The organism is Rothia sp. HMSC076D04 (assembly GCF_001814645.1).
GTDB classification, from domain to species: domain Bacteria; phylum Actinomycetota; class Actinomycetes; order Actinomycetales; family Micrococcaceae; genus Rothia; species Rothia mucilaginosa.
The window spans coordinates 79764-103228 of record NZ_KV817365.1 but is presented as its reverse complement, the minus strand read 5'-3'; the positions used below and the strand labels follow the sequence as shown (position 1 = coordinate 103228).

Annotated in this window: 16 protein-coding genes and 1 pseudogene; 4 read left to right on the top strand and 13 right to left on the bottom strand. The window is 61.8% G+C overall.

Annotated features, from left to right (window positions below; all coding sequences use genetic code 11):
* Positions 1 to 442 precede the first annotated feature (442 nt).
* Complete coding sequence (locus tag HMPREF2980_RS02860) at positions 443 to 3796, bottom strand: bifunctional [glutamine synthetase] adenylyltransferase/[glutamine synthetase]-adenylyl-L-tyrosine phosphorylase (protein ID WP_210399284.1); 3354 nt, start codon at positions 3794 to 3796, stop codon at positions 443 to 445.
* Positions 3797 to 4039: 243 nt separating this feature from the next.
* Entirely contained in the window at positions 4040 to 5380 is a 1341-nt protein-coding gene (glnA, locus tag HMPREF2980_RS02855; RefSeq protein ID WP_049354867.1) for a type I glutamate--ammonia ligase, read from the bottom strand.
* 431 nt (positions 5381 to 5811) lie between these two features.
* Between glnA and HMPREF2980_RS02850 the strand changes: the two genes are divergently transcribed.
* Positions 5812 to 7653, top strand: coding sequence for a geranylgeranyl pyrophosphate synthase (locus tag HMPREF2980_RS02850; protein ID WP_070690073.1), 1842 nt, complete (start codon positions 5812 to 5814; stop codon positions 7651 to 7653).
* Between the two features lie 66 nt (positions 7654 to 7719).
* The gene (panB, locus tag HMPREF2980_RS02845; protein WP_070690071.1) at positions 7720 to 8634 is read left to right on the top strand and encodes a 3-methyl-2-oxobutanoate hydroxymethyltransferase; all 915 of its coding nucleotides are present in this window, start codon (positions 7720 to 7722) and stop codon (positions 8632 to 8634) included.
* A gap of 186 nt (positions 8635 to 8820) precedes the next feature.
* On the opposite strand, the gene HMPREF2980_RS02840 is transcribed toward panB, so the two are convergent.
* A complete protein-coding gene (locus HMPREF2980_RS02840; protein ID WP_083309684.1) occupies positions 8821 to 9078 on the bottom strand; it encodes a hypothetical protein in 258 nt (85 codons plus the stop codon).
* Positions 9079 to 9347: 269 nt separating this feature from the next.
* Here HMPREF2980_RS02840 and map point away from each other — a divergent pair, with 269 nt between their 5' ends.
* Positions 9348 to 10259, top strand: a complete 912-nt coding sequence (gene map / locus HMPREF2980_RS02835; protein ID WP_070688897.1) for a type I methionyl aminopeptidase — start codon at positions 9348 to 9350, stop codon at positions 10257 to 10259.
* A gap of 143 nt (positions 10260 to 10402) precedes the next feature.
* On the top strand, positions 10403 to 11254 hold the full coding sequence (ppgK, locus tag HMPREF2980_RS02830) for a polyphosphate--glucose phosphotransferase (RefSeq protein WP_070688898.1): 852 nt from the start codon (positions 10403 to 10405) through the stop codon (positions 11252 to 11254).
* Positions 11255 to 11430: 176 nt separating this feature from the next.
* Here ppgK and nrdR read toward each other — a convergent pair whose 3' ends face one another.
* The 10 genes and pseudogenes from nrdR to ftsZ all read right to left on the bottom strand — a co-directional run bounded on the left by nrdR (position 11431) and on the right by ftsZ (position 23282).
* Positions 11431 to 11886: a transcriptional regulator NrdR gene (nrdR, locus tag HMPREF2980_RS02825; protein ID WP_005506525.1), complete on the bottom strand. Its 456-nt coding sequence runs from the start codon at positions 11884 to 11886 to the stop codon at positions 11431 to 11433.
* Positions 11887 to 12060: 174 nt separating this feature from the next.
* A complete protein-coding gene (dnaE, locus tag HMPREF2980_RS02820; protein WP_070690070.1) occupies positions 12061 to 15603 on the bottom strand; it encodes a DNA polymerase III subunit alpha in 3543 nt (1180 codons plus the stop codon).
* Between the two features lie 127 nt (positions 15604 to 15730).
* Complete coding sequence (locus tag HMPREF2980_RS02815) at positions 15731 to 16717, bottom strand: RluA family pseudouridine synthase (protein ID WP_049350345.1); 987 nt, start codon at positions 16715 to 16717, stop codon at positions 15731 to 15733.
* 122 nt (positions 16718 to 16839) lie between these two features.
* Positions 16840 to 17487, bottom strand: a complete 648-nt coding sequence (lspA, locus tag HMPREF2980_RS02810) for a signal peptidase II (RefSeq protein ID WP_070667255.1) — start codon at positions 17485 to 17487, stop codon at positions 16840 to 16842.
* A gap of 306 nt (positions 17488 to 17793) precedes the next feature.
* Positions 17794 to 18333 carry a DivIVA domain-containing protein gene (locus tag HMPREF2980_RS02805; protein ID WP_070690068.1) on the bottom strand — a complete coding sequence of 180 codons (540 nt, stop codon included), beginning with the start codon at positions 18331 to 18333 and terminating at the stop codon, positions 17794 to 17796.
* Positions 18334 to 18794: 461 nt separating this feature from the next.
* The gene (locus HMPREF2980_RS02800; RefSeq protein WP_070678148.1) at positions 18795 to 19094 is read right to left on the bottom strand and encodes a YggT family protein; all 300 of its coding nucleotides are present in this window, start codon (positions 19092 to 19094) and stop codon (positions 18795 to 18797) included.
* 10 nt (positions 19095 to 19104) lie between these two features.
* Positions 19105 to 19413 (bottom strand): annotated as a pseudogene (locus HMPREF2980_RS09595) (cell division protein SepF); the annotation flags it as partial.
* Between the two features lie 819 nt (positions 19414 to 20232).
* Positions 20233 to 21066 (bottom strand): YggS family pyridoxal phosphate-dependent enzyme, encoded by an 834-nt coding sequence (locus tag HMPREF2980_RS02790; RefSeq protein ID WP_070690063.1) that lies wholly within the window; start codon positions 21064 to 21066, stop codon positions 20233 to 20235.
* Positions 21067 to 21100: 34 nt separating this feature from the next.
* Positions 21101 to 21949 carry a purine nucleoside phosphorylase YfiH/LACC1 family protein gene (locus HMPREF2980_RS02785; protein ID WP_070690062.1) on the bottom strand — a complete coding sequence of 283 codons (849 nt, stop codon included), beginning with the start codon at positions 21947 to 21949 and terminating at the stop codon, positions 21101 to 21103.
* 151 nt (positions 21950 to 22100) lie between these two features.
* Positions 22101 to 23282 (bottom strand): cell division protein FtsZ, encoded by a 1182-nt coding sequence (ftsZ, locus tag HMPREF2980_RS02780; RefSeq protein WP_070690060.1) that lies wholly within the window; start codon positions 23280 to 23282, stop codon positions 22101 to 22103.
* Between the last annotated feature and the right edge of the window lie 183 nt (positions 23283 to 23465).

Here is a 23465-nt window from a genome sequence, read left to right as displayed (position 1 = left end):
AGGTGGTGCTCTACCAACTGAGCTACAACCGCATATCAGCGTATTCAATTTGAATCATTCCGTTGGAGTTTTTCGCTCCGTCGTGCTGACAGGTAAATACTATACGGGGTTTTTGAGTGTTTGCCAAATCCTTTGTGGATCATCTTGTGTTCCGCGTGTTTCCGGGGCAGAACGGGGTATTTGGGCTCGTTTTTGGGGTGCGCGAGCAAAATTTATTTTCATGGTGCCGGTCACATTTTTGGGGTTTTGGGGTGATTACTGTTCCCGTGAGGGCAGCGGAGGGCACACATTGTCCGCCACGATGTCTGCAGAACGTCCACAAAATTTTTCACAAGGACACGAAAGGAGGGGTGGGGAACCAGGTTCCCCGCCCCTCCCCTATGAAATCTGCATCAGAAATCCGCACCGGCAAAAACGCCAGGCTCATGTTTTTCTGGAGTCTCTAGAGCTCTTCGAAGAAGAGGCGTTCGTAGACCTTGCGGGCGTTGCGGGTTTGGCGCAGGTAGTCCTCTTCGAGGGCGCGTGCGCTGCCGGCCGGGTATCCGCACCAGCGGGCGATTGCTTCCAAGTCGGCGCGTCCCGAGGGTAGGGTGTCGGATTGGCGCACGCCGCGCAGTACGTTGCCGCCGCGGATCTTCGTGGCGAGTAACCAGGCGCCACTGAGGATTTCCGCATCCGCAGCATCGACCAGTCCCGCCTCAACCGCCGCATCCAGCGCCTTCAGCGTGGAGGTGGTGCGCAGCTCCGGCACGGCGTGTGCGTGGCGCAGCTGTACGAGCTGGACCAGCCATTCCACGTCGGAGAGGCCGCCGCGGCCGAGCTTGAGCTGGCGGGTGCGGTCGGCACCGTGAGGCATGCGTTCGTTTTCAACACGCGCCTTCATGCGACGAATCTGCTGCACCTGCTCGGGCGTGAAGGTTGCCGGGTAGCGGTACGGGTCGATGAGCTCCACGAATGCCTCGCCGAGCGCCTCGTCGCCGGCGATGGGGCGGGCGCGGGTGAGCGCCTGGAACTCCCAGGTTTCCGCCCAGCGTTCGTAGTAGGAGCGGTAGGAGTCCAGCGAGCGCACGATAGCGCCCTGCTTGCCTTCGGGGCGCAGGTCGGCGTCCACTTCGAGGGGCCGTTCGGCGCGAATGGCGGGCTTGACGGGCTGCTTGAGGAGCGCCAGGGTGCGATTGACGATACGTGCCGCCTGTTCCTGTGCGGCGTCTTCGTCGGCCCCGTCGAGGGGTTCGTGGACGAACATGACGTCCGCGTCGGAGCCGAAGCCGTTCTCGGCGCCGCCGAGGCGGCCCATGCCGATGACGGCGATGCGGGTGAGCAGCTTCTCCCCCGCTGTCTCCTCAGCTTCGGCGGGTTCGGCGCCTTCCGGTGCCGCCTGGAGTTCACGCAGGGCAATCTGTAGCGCCGCACCGATCGTGCACTCGTCGATGGCGGCAAGACCGGCGCAGGTGTCCTCAACGTCGACGATGCCCAGGGTCCAGCCCATGGCGGTGCGCAGGGTTTCGCGGCGGCGCAGGTAGCGCACGGCGCGCATCGCCTCGGCGGCGTCCGCGTGGCGTGCCAGCAGGGAGGAAATCTCGGAAGCGAGCGCTTCTTCCCCCAGCGGTTTGAGGTCGGCGACCTTGTCCAGCCAAGCGATGGAGGCGGAGGCATCCTCGAGCAGGTCGGTCATGGGGCGCGAACTGGAGAGCAGCTGGCTGAGGCGTTCGGCGGCTGCGGGTGAGTCGCGGAGCATGCGCAGGTACCAGCTGGTGCTACCGAGCGATTCGGAGACGATACGGAATCCGAGCAGGCCGGCATCCGCGTCCACGCCGCGGGCGAACCAGCCCAGTAGTACGGGCATGAGGTGCCGCTGAATGTCTGCACTGCGGGAAAGTCCCGTGGTGAGTGCCTTGATGTGGCGCATGGCGCCGCGCGGGTCGCGGTAGCCGAGGGCTGCAAGACGGTCCTGTGCCGCCTGTTCGCTGAGCACCACTTCGTCGCGGCTGAGCGTGGAGACGGCGGCGAGCAGCGGGCGGAAGAAGATTCGCTCGTGCAGTGAACGGACATTCCGTTTAATTTTCTGCCATGCCTTGAGCATCTGCTCGGCGGAGAGCGTGCCGTTGCGTTCCGGGGAGAGGATTGAGCGGGCGAGGGCGCGCTGTTCGGCGTCCTTCTCGGGCATCAGGTGGGTGCGGCGCAGCTGCTGCAGTTGGATGCGGTGCTCGAGCACGCGCAGCTTCTTGTAGTCGCGGCTGAACGCTTCGGCGTCGGTGCGGCTAATGTAGCTGACGGCGGTCAGCGCCGCGAGGGAATCCACGGTGGATTTGGTGCGTACGGCGGGGTCGGTTCGACCGTGCACAAGCTGCAGCAGCTGCACGGTGAACTCAATATCGCGCAGGCCGCCCGGGCCGAGCTTAATCTGGCGGTCTACCTGGTGCGAGGGAATGTTGTCGGTCACGCGGGCGCGCATCGCTTGCACGGATTCCACGAAGGATTCACGGGCGGCGGACTCCCATACGAAGGGGTCGATTGCGCGGGCGTAGCGGGCGCCCAGCTGCGCCGAACCGGCGATGGGTCGCGCCTTAAGCAGCGCCTGAAACTCCCAGTTTTCTGCCCAGCGCTTGTAGTACTGCACGTAGGATTCGACGGTACGAACGAGCGGGCCGTCCTTGCCTTCGGGGCGCAGATTCGCGTCGACCTCCCAGAGGGCGGGTTCGGGTGCGGGACCCATGATGGCGCGGGTGAGGGCGTGCACGAGCTCCGTGCCGATGGTGGAACATTCGTTCTCGGTGAGCTTGAGCGGGGCACTCTCCCCCTCTGCCCCGGCATGAGGCGCGGCGCCAGCGGCGGCGGGTTCCACGGGCGCAACCACGTACACCACGTCAACGTCAGAGATATAGTTCAGCTCGCGGGCACCGCACTTACCCATGCCGATAATCGCCAAGTCCAGGGCGTCTACGGCTTCGCCTCGGCGAGGAGCCGCCAGGCCGGGGCCCAGCCCCTCCGCCACTTCGGTGCGGGCAATGGCGAGTGCACCCTCCAGCGCGGCGGCAGCCAAATCGGCGAGGTGACGACCGATGGTGGGCATCATTTCGACCGGGTCTTCGCAGCACACGTCGAGTAGAGCGATGCGCGCCAGGGCGGCGCGGTAGGCGACGCGCAGGGTCACGTAGCCGTCTTTGCCAGTCTGCTCGGCGGCAGCGCGCGGACGCTCCGCGTGGGGGTCGGCACCGAGGGCGGTAAGGATGTCGCGGCGGTAGGGGGTGTCCAGCGGTGTGATGGGGGTCAGGAATTCCCCATCGGTTTCTGGCAGAATCGACGCCGGGTGCTGGGAGCGAATCAGCGCGCTCTCAGCCGGGTACACCTGCGTGTCGAAGAGCGGGTCAATGTGTTCGGGGCGGCGGTAGAGAAAATCGCCAATCGCCTGGGATGCGCCGAGCAGGCGGTACATGCCGAATTCTTCTTCGCCGCGGTTGGCGCGTTCGGCGACCGCCGGGTGCTTCTCGATGAGGCGCACGAGGGCGGGCAGGGCAATATCCGGTGAGGGTGCGAGGCGCAGCCCGGCAAAGAGCGCATCCTGCGAGACGTGCTTCAGTTCGGGTGCGTTGAGCCAGCGTTCTGCCTTGGACGGGTCGTGGAAGCCGGTGGCGATCATGCGGGTGCGCAGGCGTAGCTGGGCTTTGCGTTCGGCTTCGGCGCGTTGCTCGTCGTCGAGTGCGTCGGGGGCGATGTCGGTGAGCGGTTTGGGTTCTTTGGCGGGGTCGATAATGCGGATGAGCCCGGTGGCCGGGTAGTGGGAGCTGTCAGTCATAGCGTGAGAACCGTGGGTAGAGAACTGGGGTTAGAGAACTGTGGGTGGAGAGTAGATCCGGGGTGGAAAGTATAAATTTCGCCAGCAAAAATCGGCGGCTAAAAATCGGCGGTGAACGGTGCAGCCGATAGGTGCATTTGATAGACCTGTGGGCGGTACCCGCCGGCGTGTTACCGGTAGCGGGTACCGCCCTGAGGCTGTCAGCGCTCACTCATCCTATGAGGAGGTGAGAAAATCCAGCCGTTAGAGGATTCCGAGGTTGTGCTTGAGCTCGTACGGGGTCACCTGAGCCTGGTACTGGTCCCAGTCGGCGCGCTTATTGCGCAGGAACTGCTCGAAGACCTGCTCGCCCAGAACCTCCGCCATGAACTCGGATTCTTCGGTGATATTGATGGCTTCACGCAGGGACGCGGGCAGCGGGTTGTAGCCCATGGCGCGGCGTTCGGCGTTGGTCATGGCGGCGAGGTCTTCGGTCACGGCGGGCATGAGCGGGTACTCGTTTTCGATACCCTTCAGACCGGCGGCGAGAATCACCGCGTAGGCGAGGTACGGGTTCGATGCTGAGTCCAGGCCGCGGTACTCGATGCGGGCGGACTGCATCTTGTTCGGCTTGTACAGAGGCACACGCACGAGGGCGGAGCGGTTGTTGTGGCCCCAGGAGACGTAGGAGGGCGCCTCGCCGCCGCCCCAGAGGCGCTTGTAGGAGTTGATGAACTGGTTGGTGACCGAGGTGAATTCGGGGGCGTGCTTGAGCACACCGGCGATGAAGTGGCGTGCGGTCTTGGACAGCTGGTATTCGGCGCCGGCTTCGAAGAATGCGTTGGTGTCGCCTTCGAAGAGGGAGAAGTGGGTGTGCATGCCGCTGCCGGCGTACTTGGTGAAGGGCTTGGGCATGAAGGTTGCGTACATGCCGAGCGAGTAAGCGACTTCCTTGATGACGGTGCGGAAGGTCATGACGTTGTCGGCGGTCTGCAGGGCGTCGGCGTGGCGCAGGTCGATTTCGTTCTGGCCGGGGCCGGTTTCGTGATGGCTGAATTCGACGGAGATACCGACCTCTTCGAGCATGGTCACTGCCTTGCGGCGGAAGTCCTGCACGATGCCGCCGGGGGTGTGGTCGAAGTAGGATTCGTGGTCCACGGGCACGGGGAATCCGTCCGCGCCGAGCTTGGAGGATTCGAGCAGGTAGAACTCAATTTCGGGCGAGGTGTAGCAGGTGAAACCCATTTCGGCGGCCTTGTTGAGCACGCGCTTGAGCACGCCGCGGGTGTCGGAGGCGCTGATTTCGCCGTCGGGGGTGAGCACGTCGCAGAACATGCGGGAGGTGTAGTCTTCTTCACCGCGCCAGGGCAGAATCTGGAAGGTGGAGGGGTCCGGCTGCAGCAGCATGTCGGATTCGTAGATGCGGGAGAAACCCTCAATCGAGGAACCATCGAAGCCCAGGCCCTCGTCGAAGGCGCTTTCTACCTCGGCGGGCGCGAGCGCGACGGACTTGAGGGTGCCGACCACGTCGGTGAACCAGAGGCGGATGAAGCGGATGTCGCGCTCTTCGATGGTGCGCAGTACGAATTCCTGTTGGCGGTCCATGAGTTGCCCTCTCGGTGCGGGCGCGCATCCGTGTGGTACCCGTCTGTGGGTGGCGGAGGCGCGCTAAATTTGCTGCCGAGGTGTGGAAGACCCTGCTGCGGAAAGCCCTGCATGTCCCATGGGATTCCAGAGGATTCCAGGGGGTTCCGCAGTGTTGCGTGCCAGCGGTGCTGGCGCCTCCTTGCCCCGGCGTGTGTCCTGTTGTTATCTAGCCTATCGGGTTCTGCTCTGTGGCGGGCGGGTGGGGGGGTTCGTTTGTGTAAATTCTCTTTTTCTGCGCCGCGGTAGCTCAGATTCTGGGCGATGCGAGGAGGGGCGCTCCCCCGCTTTTTCTGCGGTGTGGGTTTTACTCAGATGCCAAGCAGGTTCAGATACCTAGCATATGACGGTTCTCGGGGCGGGGAGCGGGGTCGCCTTGCGATAATGGGGGTATGCTACATTCCATTCTTCCCTCGACTGTGCAGTTTCCGTCGGTGCAGTTTCCATTGGCGCAGCTTCCGCTGGCGACCAGCATCGTTGCCGCTGATCCTACCGGTTTAGAGTGGCTACTACTTATTGCCGCCCCCATTGTTTTCTTGGTGTTGTACCTGGTCTGCCTTTTTGCGGTTGCGGTCTTTGGCCCGACAGTCATGAAGAACAGCAAGTCTGGTGGCACGACCTACCTGCTGGATCGCCCCTCCCGCGTGGCGTTTAGGACTCGCACCGTGGCGCTCTTTGCGGTGGTGGGTGCGTTTGTAGAGCTTCTTTGGCTCGGTTATACGGGGCGCGTGGGGTCGATGGCGGTCATTCCGATCCTGCTCTTCACGTGGTCGTGGAAGTACATTTTCTTCTTCCTGCCGCTTCAGCTGATTCGTGCCTGGTATGTTCACGCAAGCCGCGGCAAATATGATGCGCTGTCGGCTGAGGGTGCTCAGCGCCGTGAGAAGCTGAACCGTAAGAGCGCCTACGAGGTGTCGAAGATGATGCAGCGTAACCCGCAGCAGTTCGCGATGAGCAAGGAGCTGCATACGCTGGCGCGCGCACAGAAGATTGCGGGCATGCGTCCGTTCCAGCACCTTGATGAGGCGGGCAAGAAGCGCCGCGCGAACTATACGGTGGAGCTGGCTGTGGCGCTCATGCAGGCGCGTGCCATGAACCCCGGTAAGCTTCCGTCGGAGGCGTTCGGTGAGAGCATCCTGGGTATGGGTGTTGGCATTGCGTCTGATCGGGCGGTGGAGCAGACCTGGCTGACGCTGTGCACGGAGCGTGTCAACGCGCCGGATGCGCCGAACTACCCGGATTCGCTGTACCCGGTTGCGGCTCGTTTTTCGCTGTTTACCACGATGTCGCTGTTGCAGCCGGTGATGGGCCGCCCCTATTCGCCGTTTACTGCACCGGATGCGCGCCGTTTTGTTCCGCGTGATTTCTCGGCGGATACTGTGCTGTTGAAGACTGAGGAGCTGGGCAAGAAGGCTCTGACGCAGAGCGCTATTTTCCGTCAGATTCATGAGCGTCTTCTGCCGTTGCATCGGCAGCAGCCTCAGCTGGTGGATGGCCGCGCCCTGGCGTATTGCGGTGCCCTGCTGGTAAGCGTGGCGAAGGCGGAGGCGGAGAGCCAGCGGTTGACGAGCCAGATTCTGGCGGCGGCTGCTTCGGAGCGTGGCGTCCTGTCCTTTGGCGTGTTCTCGCAGATCTCTGAGGATTATCAGTGTGTTCAGCGTCTGCTGAATCTGATGGTGAAGGCGACCGCCGACGTTGAGCGTTTTATCAACGCTGTGGAGGCGCTGGTGCAGATGCATTCTGGTCCGGTTCAGCCTTCCGGTATCGCGTACGAGAAGGTGCAGATGGAGTACATCGCTGCTCTTCTGGACGTTATTGTCTTCTCTTCGCACGCCCCGCTTGCCGGTTCTATTCAGGCGTCTTACGCCCTGCTGAAGGCAGACTATGAGGCGTTTACTTTCAACACCACCGATGAGCTGAGCCGTAGCTACTGGCTGCAGTACGCGAAGAACGCGGTGAACGCCTGCGATACGGGCCTGTCCCAGGGCTATGAGGGTTTCTTCGATAACGATGCGGCGCTCCCGGCGTGGGAGTCCTACGCGGAGGACGTCGTGAAGGAAGTCTGCACCTATTCGATCATGCAGCTGTACTGGGATGCGCTGGTGCAGCAGGCGCTCATTCAGCGCGATTTGCCGCGTGAGTTTAGTGATGCTTCTTCCGCTGTTCCGGAGCTGATGAATAAGAACGCCGCTGCGTCGTTCCCGACCTACTACATTAACCTCATCTGGAACTAGGCATAGTTGTTCCCTCGTGGTGAGCGGTACGCCAGGTTGGAGCCGTGCAGGGTTAGAATAGTCAGCATGACTACTGAGCGTTCTTCCGAGATCTCTTCGCCCTACGCGGCACAGCCTGCCGCTACCTCCACGGCTGCTCCCGCTTCTGCTAACGCATCGAAGCCTTTTGACCTGGACACCGTCAAGAAGGTGCGTACCGTTCACCTGGCGCAGGCTAAGGCGACCGGGCAGAAGTTCTCCATGCTGACCTGCTACGACGCCCTGACGGCGCAGATTTTTGACCGTGCCGGCATCGACATGCTGCTGGTTGGCGATTCTGCGGCGAATGTGGTGCTCGGTTACGAATCGACCCTGACCATTACCCTGGATGAGATGATTCCGCTGGTTGCGGCGGTTTCTCGCGGTGCATCCCGCGCCATGGTAGTTGCCGATCTGCCGTTTGGTTCTTATGAGCAGTCCCCGCAGCAGGCGGTGGCGAGCGCTGTTCGCCTGATGAAGGAGGGCGGTGCACACGCGGTCAAGATTGAGGCGGATGTTTCGATGGCTGAGTGGGTTCGTGCCCTGGTGCGTACCGGTATTCCGGTGGTGGCGCATGTTGGTTTCACCCCGCAGTCGGAGCATGCCCTGGGCGGTTTCCGTGTGCAGGGCCGCGGCGATGCGTCTGAGCGTGTTCGTGAGGATGCGGTGGCGCTGGCTGAGGCTGGTGCGTTCTGCGTGCTCATGGAGATGGTGACCGCTCAGACTGCGCAGCTGGTGGATGAGGCTGTGGGCACTGTGCCGACTATTGGTATTGGTGCCTCGAATGTGACCACCGGTCAGGTGCTGGTGTGGCAGGACATGATGGGTGTTCGTTCCGGTCGCGTGCCGCGTTTTGTGAAGCAGTTTGCGCAGGTCGGTCAGGTCATGGAGGACGCTGCGCGTGCTTATCGTGAGCAGGTTCGTTCGGGTGAGTTCCCGGCGGCTGAGCACACTTTTGAGTAGGCTTTAGGCTGAGAAGAAAAGCTTGAGAAGAAAAGCTTGATGAAGAAAGACCCCCGTATCCGGTGCTCCGAGTGCGGGGGTCTTTCGTCTCAGACTGTATGTCTGTTAGGCGGCGTGCGCCTTGAGCGTTGCTGAGGGCGTTGGGCAAGGCTGAGGACGTTGGGCAAGGCTAAGGGTGCTCGTGCTTTAGAGCCAGCCGCCGTCCTTTTCCCAGGCGTCGTTGCGTTCGCGGGCGCGGTGCATGGCGTGTGCCGCCTCCTCGTAGGTTTTGAAGGGGCCCCACAGGGAGGTGACGGCGCTCTGCTGGCCGCGTTCAACCTGACCGGTTTTGAGGTTGTACCAGTACTCTTCGGGGTGCGGGCTGGTGGCTTCGGTCGCGGAGTTCAGGGTCTTTTCGACCGCCGATTCGATGGCTTCGCTCAGGTGGCTTTTCTTCTCACTCATGGGTTCTCCTTCGACGGTATTGAGTCAGTATGTCTAGCATCTCACGCGCCCAGGTTCGTGGCAATGAGGCGGGCGAAGCTTCTCGCGGTGTTTCCCCTCCGCGGTCTTCCGCTTCTGCCTTCCACTCCGGCTTTCCGCCCGCGTAGTTTTGCCTCTAGCGTGCATGAAATTTTATTCACAATCTGGAAAAAAGGTACGGCTTGTGTATCCGCCGCTTTTTAGCGCCTGAGCAAGGGACACAACCCGCCCACGCCCGGTAAGATGAAACTATGTCTTCAACCAAAACGAATACTTCGCACAATCTTCCTGCAGAGCCCGGTCGAGCACCCGTGGGTTGCCTGACTCCCGGACGCATCACCCCCATGCGCACGGTCCCCTCGCACATTGTTCGCCCCGAGTACGTGGGTAAGCCCACCGCCAACGAGGGTAACGACTCGAACATGTACACCCCCGAGGAAGTTGAGCGGGTTCGCGCAGCCGGCAAGATTGCGGCAGGCGCCATCGTTGAAGCATCCAAGATTTGCGTACCCGGCACCACCACCGACGAGATTGACGTGCTGGTCCACGAGTACATTTGCGACCACGGCGCGTACCCCTCCACCGTGGATTACCGCGGCTACCCCAAGTCCGTGTGCACCTCCCTGAACGAGGTCATCTGCCACGGCATCCCGGATTCCACCGTGCTGGAGGACGGCGACATCCTCAACCTGGACGTCACCGCATACCTGGACGGCATGCACGGCGACACCAACAAGACCCTGCTCGTCGGCAACGTGGACGAAGAGTCCCGCCTGCTGGTTGAGCGCACCGAAGAGTCCCTGAACCGTGCGATTAAGGCTGTGAAGCCGGGCCGCCAGATCAACGTGATTGGTCGCGTCATTGAGAAGTATGCGGCACGTTTCGGTTACGGCGTGGTTCGCGACTACACCGGTCACGGTGTGGGTCGTGAGTTCCACTCGGGCCTCATCATCCCCCACTACGATGCGGCACCCGCCTACGACACTGAGATCCGTGAGGGCATGATTTTCACAATCGAGCCCATGCTGACCCTCGGCACCATCGAATGGGACCTGTGGGACGACGACTGGACTGTGGTCACCCGCGACCGCAAGCGCACCGCGCAGTTCGAGCACACCCTCGTGGTGACCGCTGACGGCGCGGACATCCTGACCCTGCCCTAAGCGCAGCCCTCTGGGTTTCCTACTTGTGCAGGTATTGTGCAGGTACGAGCCCAGCACCTCACTTTTATATCAGTTCACCCACTAACAAACCCGCCCACTCCCCTCAGTTACACGGCAGTAGGCGGGGCGAAAGAGAGAAAACCATGAGCGATTACGCAGAACCCGGCGTCATCACCGAACTGCCCGCCCCCACCCCCAAGGACCTGCAGATTGGTGTGGACATTGGAGGCACCGGCATTAAGGGCGGCATCGTTGACCTGCGCACCGGTAACCTCGTGTCCGACCGCTTCCGCATCGACACCCCCAAGCCCGCAACCCCCGCCGCTGTGGCTGAGGTTGTACGCCGCGTAGTCGACGAGCTGCAGGGCCGCGAACTGGCACCGGACCCCGAGTCCGCTGTCGGCATCGACTTCCCCGCAGTGGTGAAGAACGGCATGGTCTTCTCCGCAGCGAACGTGGACGACTCCTGGATTAACACCGACCTGGAGCAGGTCATGAGCGAGGCGCTGGGCGGCCGTACCGTCTACGGCCTCAACGACGCTGACGCAGCGGGCCTGGCTGAGGCAACCTACGGTCAGGGCCGTAACCGTGACGGCCTGATCGCTGTCATCACCCTGGGTACCGGCATCGGCTCCGCCCTCATCAACGACGGCGTGCTGATCCCGAACACCGAGCTGGGTCATCTGGAGCTCGACGGCCACAACGCCGAGTCTCAGGCTTCTGCCCGTGCCCGCGAGGTGCACGAGCTGTCCTGGAAGAAGTACGGCAAGCGCCTGTACCGCTACTTCGAGCACGTTCAGATGCTCTTCTCCCCCGACCTGTTCATCATTGGCGGCGGTATCTCCAAGAACCCGGAGAAGTTCATGCCCTACTTTGAGGATCAGATTCGTACCCCCATGGTCATGGCTGCCCTGCGTAACAACGCGGGTATTGTGGGTGCGGCACTGTGGGCTGGCGGCATGTTGCAGGAACGCAAGCGCCGCGGCGAAGCGTAAGGGTTTGCTTCCTGCTATCCGCCTCGGATAGCGCTTCACATACGTACGAAGGGACCGCCTTCCGAATCATTCGGAAGGCGGTCCCTTCTGTATGCCGCCGCTCATGTAGCGGCGGCCGAGCTCATTAGCTACTGGGTTAGCTAGTGGCTGTGCTAGTCAGTTACTGTGCTAGCTAGTTACTGGGCGATGCGGTCCTCACGCAGACGCGCAATCGCCTCCTCAAAGTCTTCAAGGTTCTCAAACGCCTGGTACACGCTCGCAAAACGCAGGTAGGCGACCGCGTCCAGCTTCGACAGCGGCTCCAGGATGGTCAGACCCACCTCGTGCGCGTTAATCTCCGCCAGACCGCGAGCACGAATCAGCTCCTCAACCTCCTGGGCGAGCTTCGCCAAATCATCCTCACCCACGGGGCGGCCCTGGCATGCCTTACGCACGCCCGCGGCAATCTTCGAACGGTCAAAAGGCTCGGTCACGCCGGAACGCTTAATCACCGAAATGGTGGTGGTTTCAACGGTCGTGAAGCGGCGAGCGCAGGAGGTGCACTGGCGGCGGCGGCGAATTGCGGCGCCGTCATCGGTGGTGCGGGAATCCACCACGCGCGAGTCGGTGTGCTTGCAATAGGGGCAGTACATTCGTTTCTCCTTGGCTGGGCGCGCTAGCGCCCGCGTATACAGCGCTCAAGAATATTTATACCTATTCTACCGTGATATACAGCGGATACACCGTATGTTGTGAGTGAATATACGCTCAGGGTGGACTCTGCTATGCAGAATCCACCCTGTCATTCCCCTCATAGGGGCGTGTTGTTAGCGTCGAATGCAGCTCGGACCGAAAATCGTCTTGATTTCACCGAAGAGGCTCGGGTTCGGTTCCACGCGCACGCTCGCATCCAGCAGCACCAGCTGCTCCTTATCGCGGGTACGCACGAGCATGCGCACATCCGCGGTGCCCTTGTGGTCGCGCAGGGTCTCCTTCAGCTCCTTCAGGTTCTCCTCGGTCACCAGGTACTCGGGTACCACGATGGTGATGGGTGCGGCGCGGCCGTCATCGCTGATTTCCAGGATCTGCAGTTCCTGCGCGCTCATGTTCACGCTGCCGTCGTCGCGGCGCTGCACGCGGCCACGAATCGAGCAGATGAGGTCGTCCGCCAGGGCGGCGCCCATCGTCTCGTAGGCGCGGGAGAAGAACATGACCGTAATGGTTGCGCCCGAGGGGTCTTCCAGCTCCACGGAGGCGTACTGGTTACCGCTGGACTTGGCAATACGGCGCGAAACGCCGGTGAGCATGCCCGCAACGGTGACGGTTTCGCCGTCGCGCACGTGCGAGTCTTCACCAATGATGTCGTGCACCGAATGGCTTGCGGCATCCGAGAGCGCACGTTCCAGGCCACGCAATGGGTGGTCCGAAACGTACAGGCCCAGCATGTCACGCTCAAAGTTCAGCTTCTCACGGCGGTCCCACTCGGGCACGTCGGGGATGGTCACCGTCAGCTCATCACCCAGGGCGTCATCCATGCCGAGGGAGCCGAAGAGGTCGAACTGACCCGCCGCTTCCTTACGTTTGACCGCTACGGCTGCGTCCACTGCCGCCTCATGAATGAGGGACAGCGAACGGCGGGTGTGGCCCAGGTCGTCGAAAGCGCCCGCCTTGATGAGCGACTCGATGGTGCGCTTATTGCACACCTGCAGCGGCACCTTCTTCAGGAAGTCGTTGAAGGACTCGTAGCGGCCCTTCTCCTCGCGGGCGGCAATCATGCCTTCGACCACGTTCGCGCCCACGTTACGGATCGCGCCCATACCGAAGCGGATATCGTCACCGACAGGGGCGAAGGTCAGGGTGGACTCGTTCACGTCCGGCGCGAGCACGGTAATGCCCATGGCGCGGCACTCGTTCAGGTACAGCGCGAGCTTGTCCTTGTTATCGCCCACGCTGGTCAGCAGCGCAGCCATGTACTCCTGCGGGTAATGCGCCTTCAGGTACGCCGTCCAGTACGACACCAGACCGTACGCAGCCGTGTGTGCCTTGTTGAACGCGTAGTCAGAGAACGGCAGCAGAATATCCCAGAGCGCCTTAATAGCGCCCTCAGAGTAGCCGTTAGAAATCATGCCGTCGTGGAAAGTAGCGTACTGCTTATCCAGCTCCGCCTTCTTCTTCTTACCCATCGCACGGCGCAGCAAGTCTGCCTCACCCAGAGTGTAGTTCGCGACCTTCTGAGCAATCGCCATAACCTGCTCCTGATACACGATCAGGCCGTAGGTGGTGTCCAGAATGTCCTTCAGCGGCTCTTCCAGCTCGGGGTGGATCGGCTCGATCTCCTGCTTACCGTTCTTACGCAGAGCGTAGTTGGTGTGCGAGTTCGCGCCCATCGGGCCCGGACGGTACAGCGCCAACACTGCCGAAATGTGCTCGAACTCCTCGGGCTCCATGAGCTTGAGCAACGAGCGCATCGGGCCGCCATCGAGCTGGAACACGCCGAGGGTATCGCCGCGCGCCAGCAGACGGTACGATTCCGGGTCGTCCAGTGAGAGGGATTCAAGGTCCAGGTCGATGCCTCGGTTAGCCTTAATGTTCTCCACCGCATCAGAGATGATGGTGAGGTTACGTAGACCCAAGAAGTCCATCTTGATCAGGCCCAGGCCCTCACAGGTGGGGTAATCGAACTGGGTGATGACCTGGCCGTCGGCTTCGCGGCGCATCACGGGGATCACGTCCACGAGGTCCTTGCTGGACATAATCACGCCCGCAGCGTGCACGCCCCACTGACGTTTCAGACCCTCCAGGCCCTTCGCGGTTTCAAACACCTGGCCGTAAATCTTATCGACCGGGTCCTCGATGAGGGCGCGCAAATCTGCCGCCTCGGCGTAACGCTTATCCTCTTCGTTGTACACGTTCGCCAGGGCGATGTTCTTACCCATGACGTCCGGCGGCATCGCCTTGGTGAGGCGCTCGCCGACCGAGTACGGCTGGTCCATCACGCGGGAGGCGTCCTTGAGCGCCTGCTTCGCCTTAATGGTGCCGAAGGTGACAATCTGCGCGACCTTCTCTTCACCGTACTTTTCGGTCACGTAGTCGATGACTTCGCCGCGGCGACGATCGTCAAAGTCCACATCGAAGTCGGGCATGGAGACGCGGTCGGGGTTGAGGAATCGCTCGAAGATCAGGTCGTGGTCGAGCGGGTTCAGGTCGGTAATACGCATCGCGTACGCGACCATGGAGCCTGCACCGGAGCCACGGCCGGGGCCCACGCGAATACCGTTGCGCTTAGCCCAGTTGATAAAGTCGGCGACCACGAGGAAGTAGCCGGGGAAGCCCATGGAGGTAATAACCCCCACCTCGTACTCTGCCTGCTTGCGCACAGCGTCGGGAACGCCCTGCGGGAAGCGGTAGTGCAGGCCCTTCTCGACCTCCTTCACGAACCAGGATTCCTCGTTTTCACCCTCGGGCACGGGGAAGTTCGGCATGTAGTTCGCCTTGGTGTTGAACTCCACGTTGCAGCGTTCAGCGATTTCGAGGGTGTTCTCGCACGCGCCGGGAATGTCGCCGAACAGGGCGTACATTTCTTCTGCCGAGCGCAGGTAGAAGTTATCCGCGTCGAATTTGAAGCGCTTGGGGTCGGTGAGGGTCGAGCCGGACTGCACGCACAGCAGCGCCGCGTGGGCGGTGTGGTCTTCCTGGCGGGTGTAGTGCAGGTCGTTGGTGGCGACGAAGGGCAGGTTCAGCTTCTTGGCGAGGCGGTGCAGATCCTCCTGGACGTTGCGTTCAATGTCCAGGCCGTGGTCCATGACCTCGCAGTAGAAGTTATCTTTGCCGAAAATATCGCGGAATTCACTCGCCGCCTGAACCGCCTCGTCGAACTGACCCAGGCGCAGGCGCGTCTGAACCTCACCGGAGGGGCAGCCGGTGGTGGCAATCAGGCCCTTCGAGTAGGTCTGCAGCACCTCACGGTCCATACGGGGCTTGTACAGCTGACCTTCCAGCGACGCAATCGAGGAGGCACGGAACAGGTTGTGCATGCCCTCAGTGGTTTCAGCCCACATGGTCATGTGGGTGTAGGCGCCACCACCGGAGACGTCGTCGCGGGAGCCGTCGCCCCAGCGCACACGCGAACGGTCGGTGCGGTGCGTGCCGGGGGTCAGGTACGCCTCCACACCAATGATGGGCTTGATGTCGTGCGCTTTAGCCTGGCGCCAGAAGTCGAAGGCACCAAAGAGGAAGCCGTGGTCACTGGTCGCCATGGACTTCATGCCGAGTTCTTTAGCGTGGGTGAATAGGTCACCCAGGCGCGCGGCACCGTCGAGCATGGAGTACTCGGTGTGCACGTGCAGGTGCGTAAATTCTTTGGTTGCCACGGGAATCTCCTGGAGGTGTGGGCTGGAGGATAGGCGGTGAATGTGAAGCTGTGTGCGGCAGCCCGCGGGTGGCTCTACCTAGCTGGGCTGTCTAGCCGAACCGAGCTGTCTAGCCGAACCGAGCTGTCTAGCCGAGCTGAACCTTACCCTCGCGCAGAGCGGTCAGCGCGTAGGACAGGTCGAGCGGGTACTCGCTGGTGAAGGTCACGCGCTCGCCGGTGCCGGGGTGATCGAAGCCCAGGCGGTGCGCGTGCAACCACTGGCGGGTCAAACCCAGTTCGGCGCTAAAGCGCGGGTCGGCGCCGTAGGTCAGGTCGCCGCAGCAGGGGTGGCGCAGCGCGGAGAAGTGCACACGAATCTGGTGAGTACGTCCGGTTTCCAGGTGTACCTCCACCAGGGATGCGGGACCGAACGCTTCGAGCACATCGTAGTGGGTGATGGAGTTGCGTCCGTCTTCGACCACGGCGAACTTCCATTCGTTGCCGGGGTGGCGGCCGATGGGTGCGTCGATGGTGCCACGCAGCGGGTCGGGCAGGCCCTGCACGAGGGTGTGGTAGACCTTGTCCACAGTGCGTTCCTTGAAGGCTCGCTTGAGTTCGGTGTAGGCGCGTTCGCTGCGGGCTACGACCATCAGGCCGCTGGTGCCCACGTCCAGGCGGTGCACAATGCCCTGGCGTTCTGCCGCGCCGGAGGTAGCAACCGAAATGCCCTCGCCCATGAGCGCGGAGATGACGGTGGGACCGTGCCAGCCGGGTGAGGGGTGTGCCGCCACGCCTGCGGGCTTGTCCACCACAACGATATCCTCGTCCAGGTGCACGATGCGGAAGCCATCCACCTTCTCGGGGCGGATGTCCGCCAGATCGCGCGGTGCGGGTGCATCCACGACGACCTCGTCCCCTGCGGACAGCTTGTAGGACTTGCCGATTTTCACGGACTTGCCGTTGTTGGTCACGGTCACGTGACCGTCACGAATCCACCCGGAGGTGCGGGTGCGCGGCGCATCGAGGGCACCGGCGAGCGCTGCGTCCAGGCGCATACCGGCGAGCGCGCCTTCAACGGTGAATTCGGCGCGGATGCGGGCCGTATCTTCGGCGGCGTTGGTGGTTTCGCTCATGCGGCTCTCCTTCGGGTGGTGTTTACTTTGGTTGTCTGTGTGAGGGGTTGTCTGTGTGAGAACGTCTTAGTAGGCACGTGTGTCGGCAACGTAACCGTCGGCGCGTATGCCGGAACGGGGAGCTACTTGGCGCTCTTTTCGTCGGTGCTCTTGTCGCCAGCCGGGGTTTCGTCAGCGGGCACCTGCACGCGAGTGCCGTTGAGGTTCAGGCCCTTGAAGTTCAGCAGAACGATGAACGCCATGCACACGCAGATTGCGGAGTCTGCAATATTGAAAATCGCGAAGTTCGGCACGGAAATAAAATCAACCACGTGACCGGAGCCGAAGCCGGGCTCACGGAAGAGACGGTCAAAAAGGTTGCCGCAGATACCGCCGAGCAGACCGCCCAGCGCAAGGGTCCAGGACAGGGCGCGGGTGCGACGCAGCAGGTACAGCACCACGGCTGCGGCGGCAATCATGACGAGGGTGAAGACCCAGGTGACGTTCTCCCCCATGCTGAATGCGGCACCGGAGTTACGGATCGAGTACCACCACAGAAGCCCGTCAATGACGGTGATACGCTCCCCCAACTGCATCTGGGTAACGACCAGGTATTTGGTGCCCTGGTCGATAGCGAACACGACGGCGGCAAGCACGAGCGCGAGGATCCCCGCGGAGCGAGCCGAAAGGATGCGCACGCGGTGTCCAGTAGCTTCTTCGGTGGTGTTTTCAGCGGCGTTATCGCTAGCCTGTGCGACTGAGGATTCAGCAGTCTTGGGGGTGTTGGTCATAGCTCTCCTCTAGTCTGTGCCGGTTGGTGCCCCTACGGTACGGAGGCAGGGCGCGCTCGCGTTCGATAGTGCCCCTCTAGCTTAGCAAATCGGGGTAGTGCATCGAGTATTCGGTGGTGATGTGGCGGGTGCTCTCCCTCGCTTTGCATGCTGGGTTCTTAGGCCGTGCCGGGCGGGCATGAGAATACCGCCCGGTTCTCTCGATCTTCCCCGGTGAATAGCGGTGGAAGAGAAAGAATCCGGGCGGCATACGCCTCAAAGCGTCGTTAGCTTAGCAGCGTCGTTAGCTTATTTAGGCACGCTGATTTATGCGGAAGCCTCGATGGACTTGAGGTTCTTCAGCTCCTGAACCTGTGCGTCCAGGTGCTGCAGCAGCTTGGAGCGGTAGCGGCTCTCGAAGCCGCGCAGAGCCTCAACAGCGATCTCCAGCTCTTCCTTCTCGTCGGTGAGGCGGGAGAGAACCTCTTCGCGCTGCTGCTGAGCTTCGCTCACCATAGCGTCTGCCTTCTTCTCTGCCTCTTCGATCAGTTCAGCCTTAGCCTTCTCGCCCTGTGCCACGTAGTCGTCGTGAACCTTCTGTGCCATGGCGAGCAGTGCCGCCGCATCCTGAGGTGCAGCCGATGCCGCGGAGGACTGTGCGGGCGCTACAGCCGCTGCGGGGGAATCGGGTGCGTTTGCAGAGAGCTGCTCAACCTGACGCTCCAGGGCATCACGCTCGGAGTAGAGTGCGCGCAGTTCGACAACGAGCTCGTCCAGGAAGTCGTCGACCTCGTTGCGGTCGTAACCGGACTCTTCGGTGACGATCTTGAAGCTCTTAGTGATCAGGTCTTCGGGGGTGATTGCCATGGGCTTCTCCTCTGGGTATCCCTACGGGGTTTGGTGGTGATGTTGAGTGCCGCGGATTCACCAGCCAGATAGGGCGTGGCCCCAATATTTTAGGGTCCCGATGATTCAGGGCATGGTTATGCCGCGATGCAGTCGTTGGCACCAATTCTACTATTCTTTGGTTTCTGTGCCCGGTTATACGTCGGTTGAATCGTAAAATATTCGCTCTGCGCAAGGGTGGGATTCACCACGCGCTGCGTTTATCCCTATCCCCGCCGTAATCAAGCTCGATATCTGCTCGCGGGTGCATTTCGCATGATTCGACGCCGGCTGTATTCGTCTCTCCCCCCTCGCGGGAGGTTCTTCTCGGCCCAGAAATTGGGTACAGAAAACCCCGCCAGCACGTCATCCCATGTCAGGATGCCAAGCGCAAGCGGGGCTCTCATGCCTAGTTCTCGTATCTCTCCGATGGAGGGGCTACGTTAGGACAGCTTCGCGGTAATCGTCATCATGATGTTCAGCAGGAAAGACAGCAGAACAATCAGAATCAGAAAACCGGTATCCAACGCAACGTTACCCACACGCACCGGCGGAATCAGACGACGCAACAGGTTCATCGGCCAGTCCGTCACCGCATACACGCCGCTGGCGAAGAGCAACACAATGCCCTTGGGTCGCCACTCGGGAGCGAACATGCGCACCCAGTCAAAGAGCATGCGCAACAGCATCGCAATGTAGAGAACGTAGACAACGATCGTAATGAGGGCGAAAATATAACCCATCTATCAGTCCTTAGCCCTGGTCGAAGGGGAATTCGCCGTCGGTCTCAAAGCCGGCGGGAACCTCGGAGTTAGCCACACCCAGAACCTCCAGGTTGGAGGGGGTCAGCAGGAACACCTTAGCGGTGACGCGCTCAATGCGGCCCTCCAGCGCAAATGCCAGACCGGAGGCGAAGTCTACCAGGCGCTTTGCGTCTGCGTCAGGCATTTCTTCCACGTTCATAATCACGGGGATGTTCTCGCGGAATGCCTCACCAATGATCTTTGCGTCATTGTAGGAGCGGGGGTGGATAGTGGTGATGCGACGCAATTCGTCCTCTTCTTCCTCGTAACCGTAGGTATATCCGTTGGTTTCTTCGGGCTCGTAGCCCTGGTCGTAGTAGCCGTCGTTGGAGTACGTCTCGGCGTACTGCTCGGTGTATTCGGTATTCGGCACCGGGGTGTCCTCCCAATTGTCTGCGCTGGCATCGTCCCAAGTCTGCTCGGTTTCTGCCAGATCAGCTGTGGTTTCAGGTGTATGAGCGGTGGCGTATGCCGCTGCATCTACGGTTGCTCGTCCGTCGGCAGATTCTTCTGCGTCCAGATACTCGGTTTCTGTACCGTCATCGTAGCTATCAGCCTGCAGGTACTCTTCCTGTTCAGTATAGGCGGGTTCGTCCTGCAGGTGGTAGGTTTCGCCCTGAGACCCGGCATGCGACTCGGCGACGCTGTACTGTGCCGAGCCGGGCAGTGCTGAGAGCCTGTGAGAGCTGTCGGTCTTCTGTGCCGTAGCAGCCTGCCCTGCGGAGGCGTTTGCCTCCCGGCGGGAGTCAGCCTGCACAGCCTGCGGGGATTCTTCCGGCGTCGTCTCAGCGCCCTGGTATCGTTCCAGGCCGAGGAAACCCGCCAGACGGCTTTGCTTCGCCATGATTCTCTCGCTGTTCTTTGCTTGTGGTGTACAGGGGCTGCCGTGGTGCTTCGTCAGAAGGTGTGTGCGTGACGGTACGTCATGCACCGGCATGTATATATTACCAGCGCCCACCCCGCGCAGGCGGTCAAGGGCACCGATGATTATGCCGCCGGTCTGCACCGAAAGCAGCCCAGCACTCGAAAGTAGCCCAGCGCTCGAAAAGGCTACGCACGGCGCGTAGCTTGGGCGAGGCTAAAGCGCCGGGCGCTTACCCATGATGTCGCTACCCACGCGCACGCAGGTCGAGCCCCAACGCACCGCAGCCTCCAAGTCACCGCTCATACCGGCGGAAATCTCGGTCGCGTGCGGCACCTGCTCACGCACCAGCGAGGCCAGCCCGTAGAGCTTCTCGAAGGCCTCATCCGGGTTCATGCCCAGCGGCGCCACCGCCATCACACCACCACAACGCAGGTGCTCGTGGTTCTCGATGCGCTCCACCAGCTCCAGCAGCTCGGAGGCGCTCGTACCTCCGCGCGCACCCTCAGCGGCGTGGCCAGCCGTCGCGACCTCCGCCAGGGACACCTGCACCAGGCAGGTCAGCGCACCCTGCTCCGCCGCCGCGGGTGCGGGCGCCTCCCCCGCCTCGAAGCGTGCCAGCTGGTTTGCGTACGCCTTCGCCAGCGCATCCGCCAGGGAGGGGCGATCCACCGAATGCACGCTGGAGGCGTACTTGACCACAGACTTCGCCTTGTTCGTCTGCAGCTGGCCAATAAACGCCCAGTGCGGGGGCTGCACCTCACGCTGGGCGCAGTAGGCGGCAAGCTCGCGAGCCTTCGCGCTCGCCTCCTGGTCGCGGTTCTCACCGAAGAGGGTCACTCCCCCATCCAGCAGTGCCGCCGCGTCGGAGGCGGGGAAGAACTTCGTGACCGTCACCAGCTGCACCGGGGCGCTCGCCTCGGTACGCACAGCGCTGTGGTCCTGCTCCGCGGCGCGGATACGCTCAAGCACTCGGCGGTAGTTCTGCAGCAGCTGCTCGGCACGTTCGGGAGTGTACTGCAGGTTCTCTTCTACGTTCATTTCAGACATCTTCTCTCCTTCAGCGGCTCTATCTTTAGCGGCTCTAGGCGGCAGGCTCTTCCGCCTTCTCGATCCACACCAGACCCGCGATGCGGCCCGGCTTCTCACCGCGGTTCGTGAACCCGCGATGCGAATACACCTCGGGCTCCTCAAACGTGCACTGTGCACAGTCCATGCTCACCTGCACACCCGCCTCCTCCAGCACCGCGCGGGCACCGGCGGGAAGATCCAGACCGGGGGTCTGCTGGCTGGTCACCGAATGCACCTGCGGAATCAGTTCGGTGGACTCGGTGCGCATCGCCTCGGGCACCTCGTAGCAGCTACCGCAAATGCTCGGACCCAGCCAGGCGGTAATTTTCTCCGCACCGAGCTGACGCATCCGCTGCACGGTCTGCTGGAGCACGCCGTCAAGCAGGCCGCGGCGGCCAGCGTGAGCCACCGCCAGGATAGGTTGCCAGTTCGCGACCCGCTCACCCACCAGCACCACGGGAATGCAGTCCGCCACCATAATCGCCAGGGGCACGCCCTCACTGCTAATCGCCGCATCGGCGACCGGGGAGCTCTCCAGCACCGCGCGGGCACGCTCAACTGTACGCTCCTGCGGTGCACCGGGCGCGTAGGATTCCACTTCGTAGTCTTCCGGGTAGGCAATCTGCACGCCGTGCACCTGGTTCAGGTAGAAGAACGGCTCGGTACCCAGCGCCTCCTCCAGAGCGGCACGGTGGTTGAGGGTACGCACCAGGGAGGCATCCATACCGCCGCCAAGCTCATCGTCCACGTGCAAGCCCAGGTTGCCCGCCGCGCGGGAGGTGAAACCCACCCGCACACGCCAGGGGCCCAGGGTTCGGGTATCGGCAGAGGCAAGTAGCGAAGTGTTGGGGGTATCGCTCATCTTCTATTCCTTCATCAGATATCAGCGGGTATAACGGCGGGTATAGCAAAGGGGAGCCGAGAACAGCACAATGTGCGTGTTTCTCAGCTCCCCTATAGCTTCATAAGACTCTCAGCCGTGCAACGCGCTTAGGCGTTCACAGCCGGGCAGACTACTTCAGGAAGTCAGGGACGTCCAGGGTGTCGCGGCGAGCCGGAGCTTCCTCCACAACCGGGGGAAGGTCAACGTCGAAGCCAGCAGCGCCGGTGGAAGCCGGAGCAGCAGCGGGTGCGTTGTGGCCGTAGCCGTTAGCAGCCGGAGCGGTGGAACCGCCGAAGGATGCCTGGGTGCGCTGAGCCTGAGTAGCCGCAGCAGTGGAAGCGTTGGAGTTGGTCTCCGGGTTCACTGCGTCGAAGCCAGCAGCAATCACGGTCACGCGAGCCTCATCGCCCAGTGCGTCGTCAATAACCGCACCGAAGATGATGTTTGCGTCGGGGTGAGCAACTTCCTGAACCAGGCGTGCAGCCTCGTTGATCTCGAACAGACCCAGGTCGGAGCCACCCTGAATGGACAGCAGAACGCCGTGTGCACCGTCGATGGATGCTTCCAGCAGCGGCGAAGCGATAGCCAGCTCAGCTGCCTTCACGGCACGGTCCTCACCGGATGCCGAGCCGATACCCATCAGAGCCGAACCTGCACCCTGCATGACGGACTTAACGTCAGCGAAGTCAAGGTTGATCAGGCCGGGGGTGGTGATCAGGTCGGTAATGCCCTGCACACCGGAGAGCAGAACCTGGTCAGCGGACTTGAATGCGTCCAGCATGGAGACGTTACGATCCGAAATCGACAGCAGTCGGTCGTTCGGAATAACGATCAGGGTATCAACCTCATCGCGCAGAGCAGCGATACCGGTCTCAGCCTGGTTGGAGCGGCGACGGCCTTCGAAGGTGAAGGGGCGGGTCACCACACCAATGGTCAGAGCGCCGAGGGAGCGGGCAATACGTGCCACGACGGGTGCGCCACCGGTACCGGTGCCACCGCCCTCACCTGCGGTCACAAAGACCATGTCTGCGCCCTTGAGGACTTCCTCAATTTCCTGCGCGTGATCCTCGGCTGCCTGACGGCCAACCTCGGGGTTTGCGCCCGCGCCAAGACCGCGGGTCAGCTCACGACCAACGTCCAGCTTAACGTCTGCATCGGACATCAGCAGAGCCTGAGCGTCAGTGTTGATAGCAATGAACTCAACGCCGCGCAGACCAACCTCAATCATGCGGTTGACTGCGTTGACGCCACCGCCGCCGATACCAACGACCTTGATGACTGCCAAGTAGTTCTGGGGAGTTCCAGCGTCCATGTATTCCTCGATTGTTCCGTGTTCCAGCTTCGGAAGACCCGCAGCTTAATCTAAGCCTGAAGGTTTCCTCTAAAGAATGACTTTATCTGCTAGGATACCAAACTGTTTTTGTCGGTTCCTAGTCACACAGCGCAATTACCCCCTCTTTTTGCGGATTTCACACAAAAAGGGAGGATAAAGCGC

Bases quoted from the DNA above. Each gene is read 5' to 3' on its own strand.
- HMPREF2980_RS02860 (WP_210399284.1), bottom strand. From the start codon at position 3,796: ATGACTGACAGCTCCCACTACCCGGCCACCGGGCTCATCCGCATTATC.
- glnA (WP_049354867.1), bottom strand. From the start codon at position 5,380: ATGGACCGCCAACAGGAATTCGTACTGCGCACCATCGAAGAGCGCGAC.
- HMPREF2980_RS02850 (WP_070690073.1), top strand. From the start codon at position 5,812: ATGCTACATTCCATTCTTCCCTCGACTGTGCAGTTTCCGTCGGTGCAG.
- panB (WP_070690071.1), top strand. From the start codon at position 7,720: ATGACTACTGAGCGTTCTTCCGAGATCTCTTCGCCCTACGCGGCACAG.
- HMPREF2980_RS02840 (WP_083309684.1), bottom strand. From the start codon at position 9,078: ATGAGTGAGAAGAAAAGCCACCTGAGCGAAGCCATCGAATCGGCGGTC.
- map (WP_070688897.1), top strand. From the start codon at position 9,348: ATGTCTTCAACCAAAACGAATACTTCGCACAATCTTCCTGCAGAGCCC.
- ppgK (WP_070688898.1), top strand. From the start codon at position 10,403: ATGAGCGATTACGCAGAACCCGGCGTCATCACCGAACTGCCCGCCCCC.
- nrdR (WP_005506525.1), bottom strand. From the start codon at position 11,886: ATGTACTGCCCCTATTGCAAGCACACCGACTCGCGCGTGGTGGATTCC.
- HMPREF2980_RS02815 (WP_049350345.1), bottom strand. From the start codon at position 16,717: ATGAGCGAAACCACCAACGCCGCCGAAGATACGGCCCGCATCCGCGCC.
- lspA (WP_070667255.1), bottom strand. From the start codon at position 17,487: ATGACCAACACCCCCAAGACTGCTGAATCCTCAGTCGCACAGGCTAGC.
- HMPREF2980_RS02805 (WP_070690068.1), bottom strand. From the start codon at position 18,333: ATGGCAATCACCCCCGAAGACCTGATCACTAAGAGCTTCAAGATCGTC.
- HMPREF2980_RS02800 (WP_070678148.1), bottom strand. From the start codon at position 19,094: ATGGGTTATATTTTCGCCCTCATTACGATCGTTGTCTACGTTCTCTAC.
- HMPREF2980_RS02790 (WP_070690063.1), bottom strand. From the start codon at position 21,066: ATGTCTGAAATGAACGTAGAAGAGAACCTGCAGTACACTCCCGAACGT.
- HMPREF2980_RS02785 (WP_070690062.1), bottom strand. From the start codon at position 21,949: ATGAGCGATACCCCCAACACTTCGCTACTTGCCTCTGCCGATACCCGA.
- ftsZ (WP_070690060.1), bottom strand. From the start codon at position 23,282: ATGGACGCTGGAACTCCCCAGAACTACTTGGCAGTCATCAAGGTCGTT.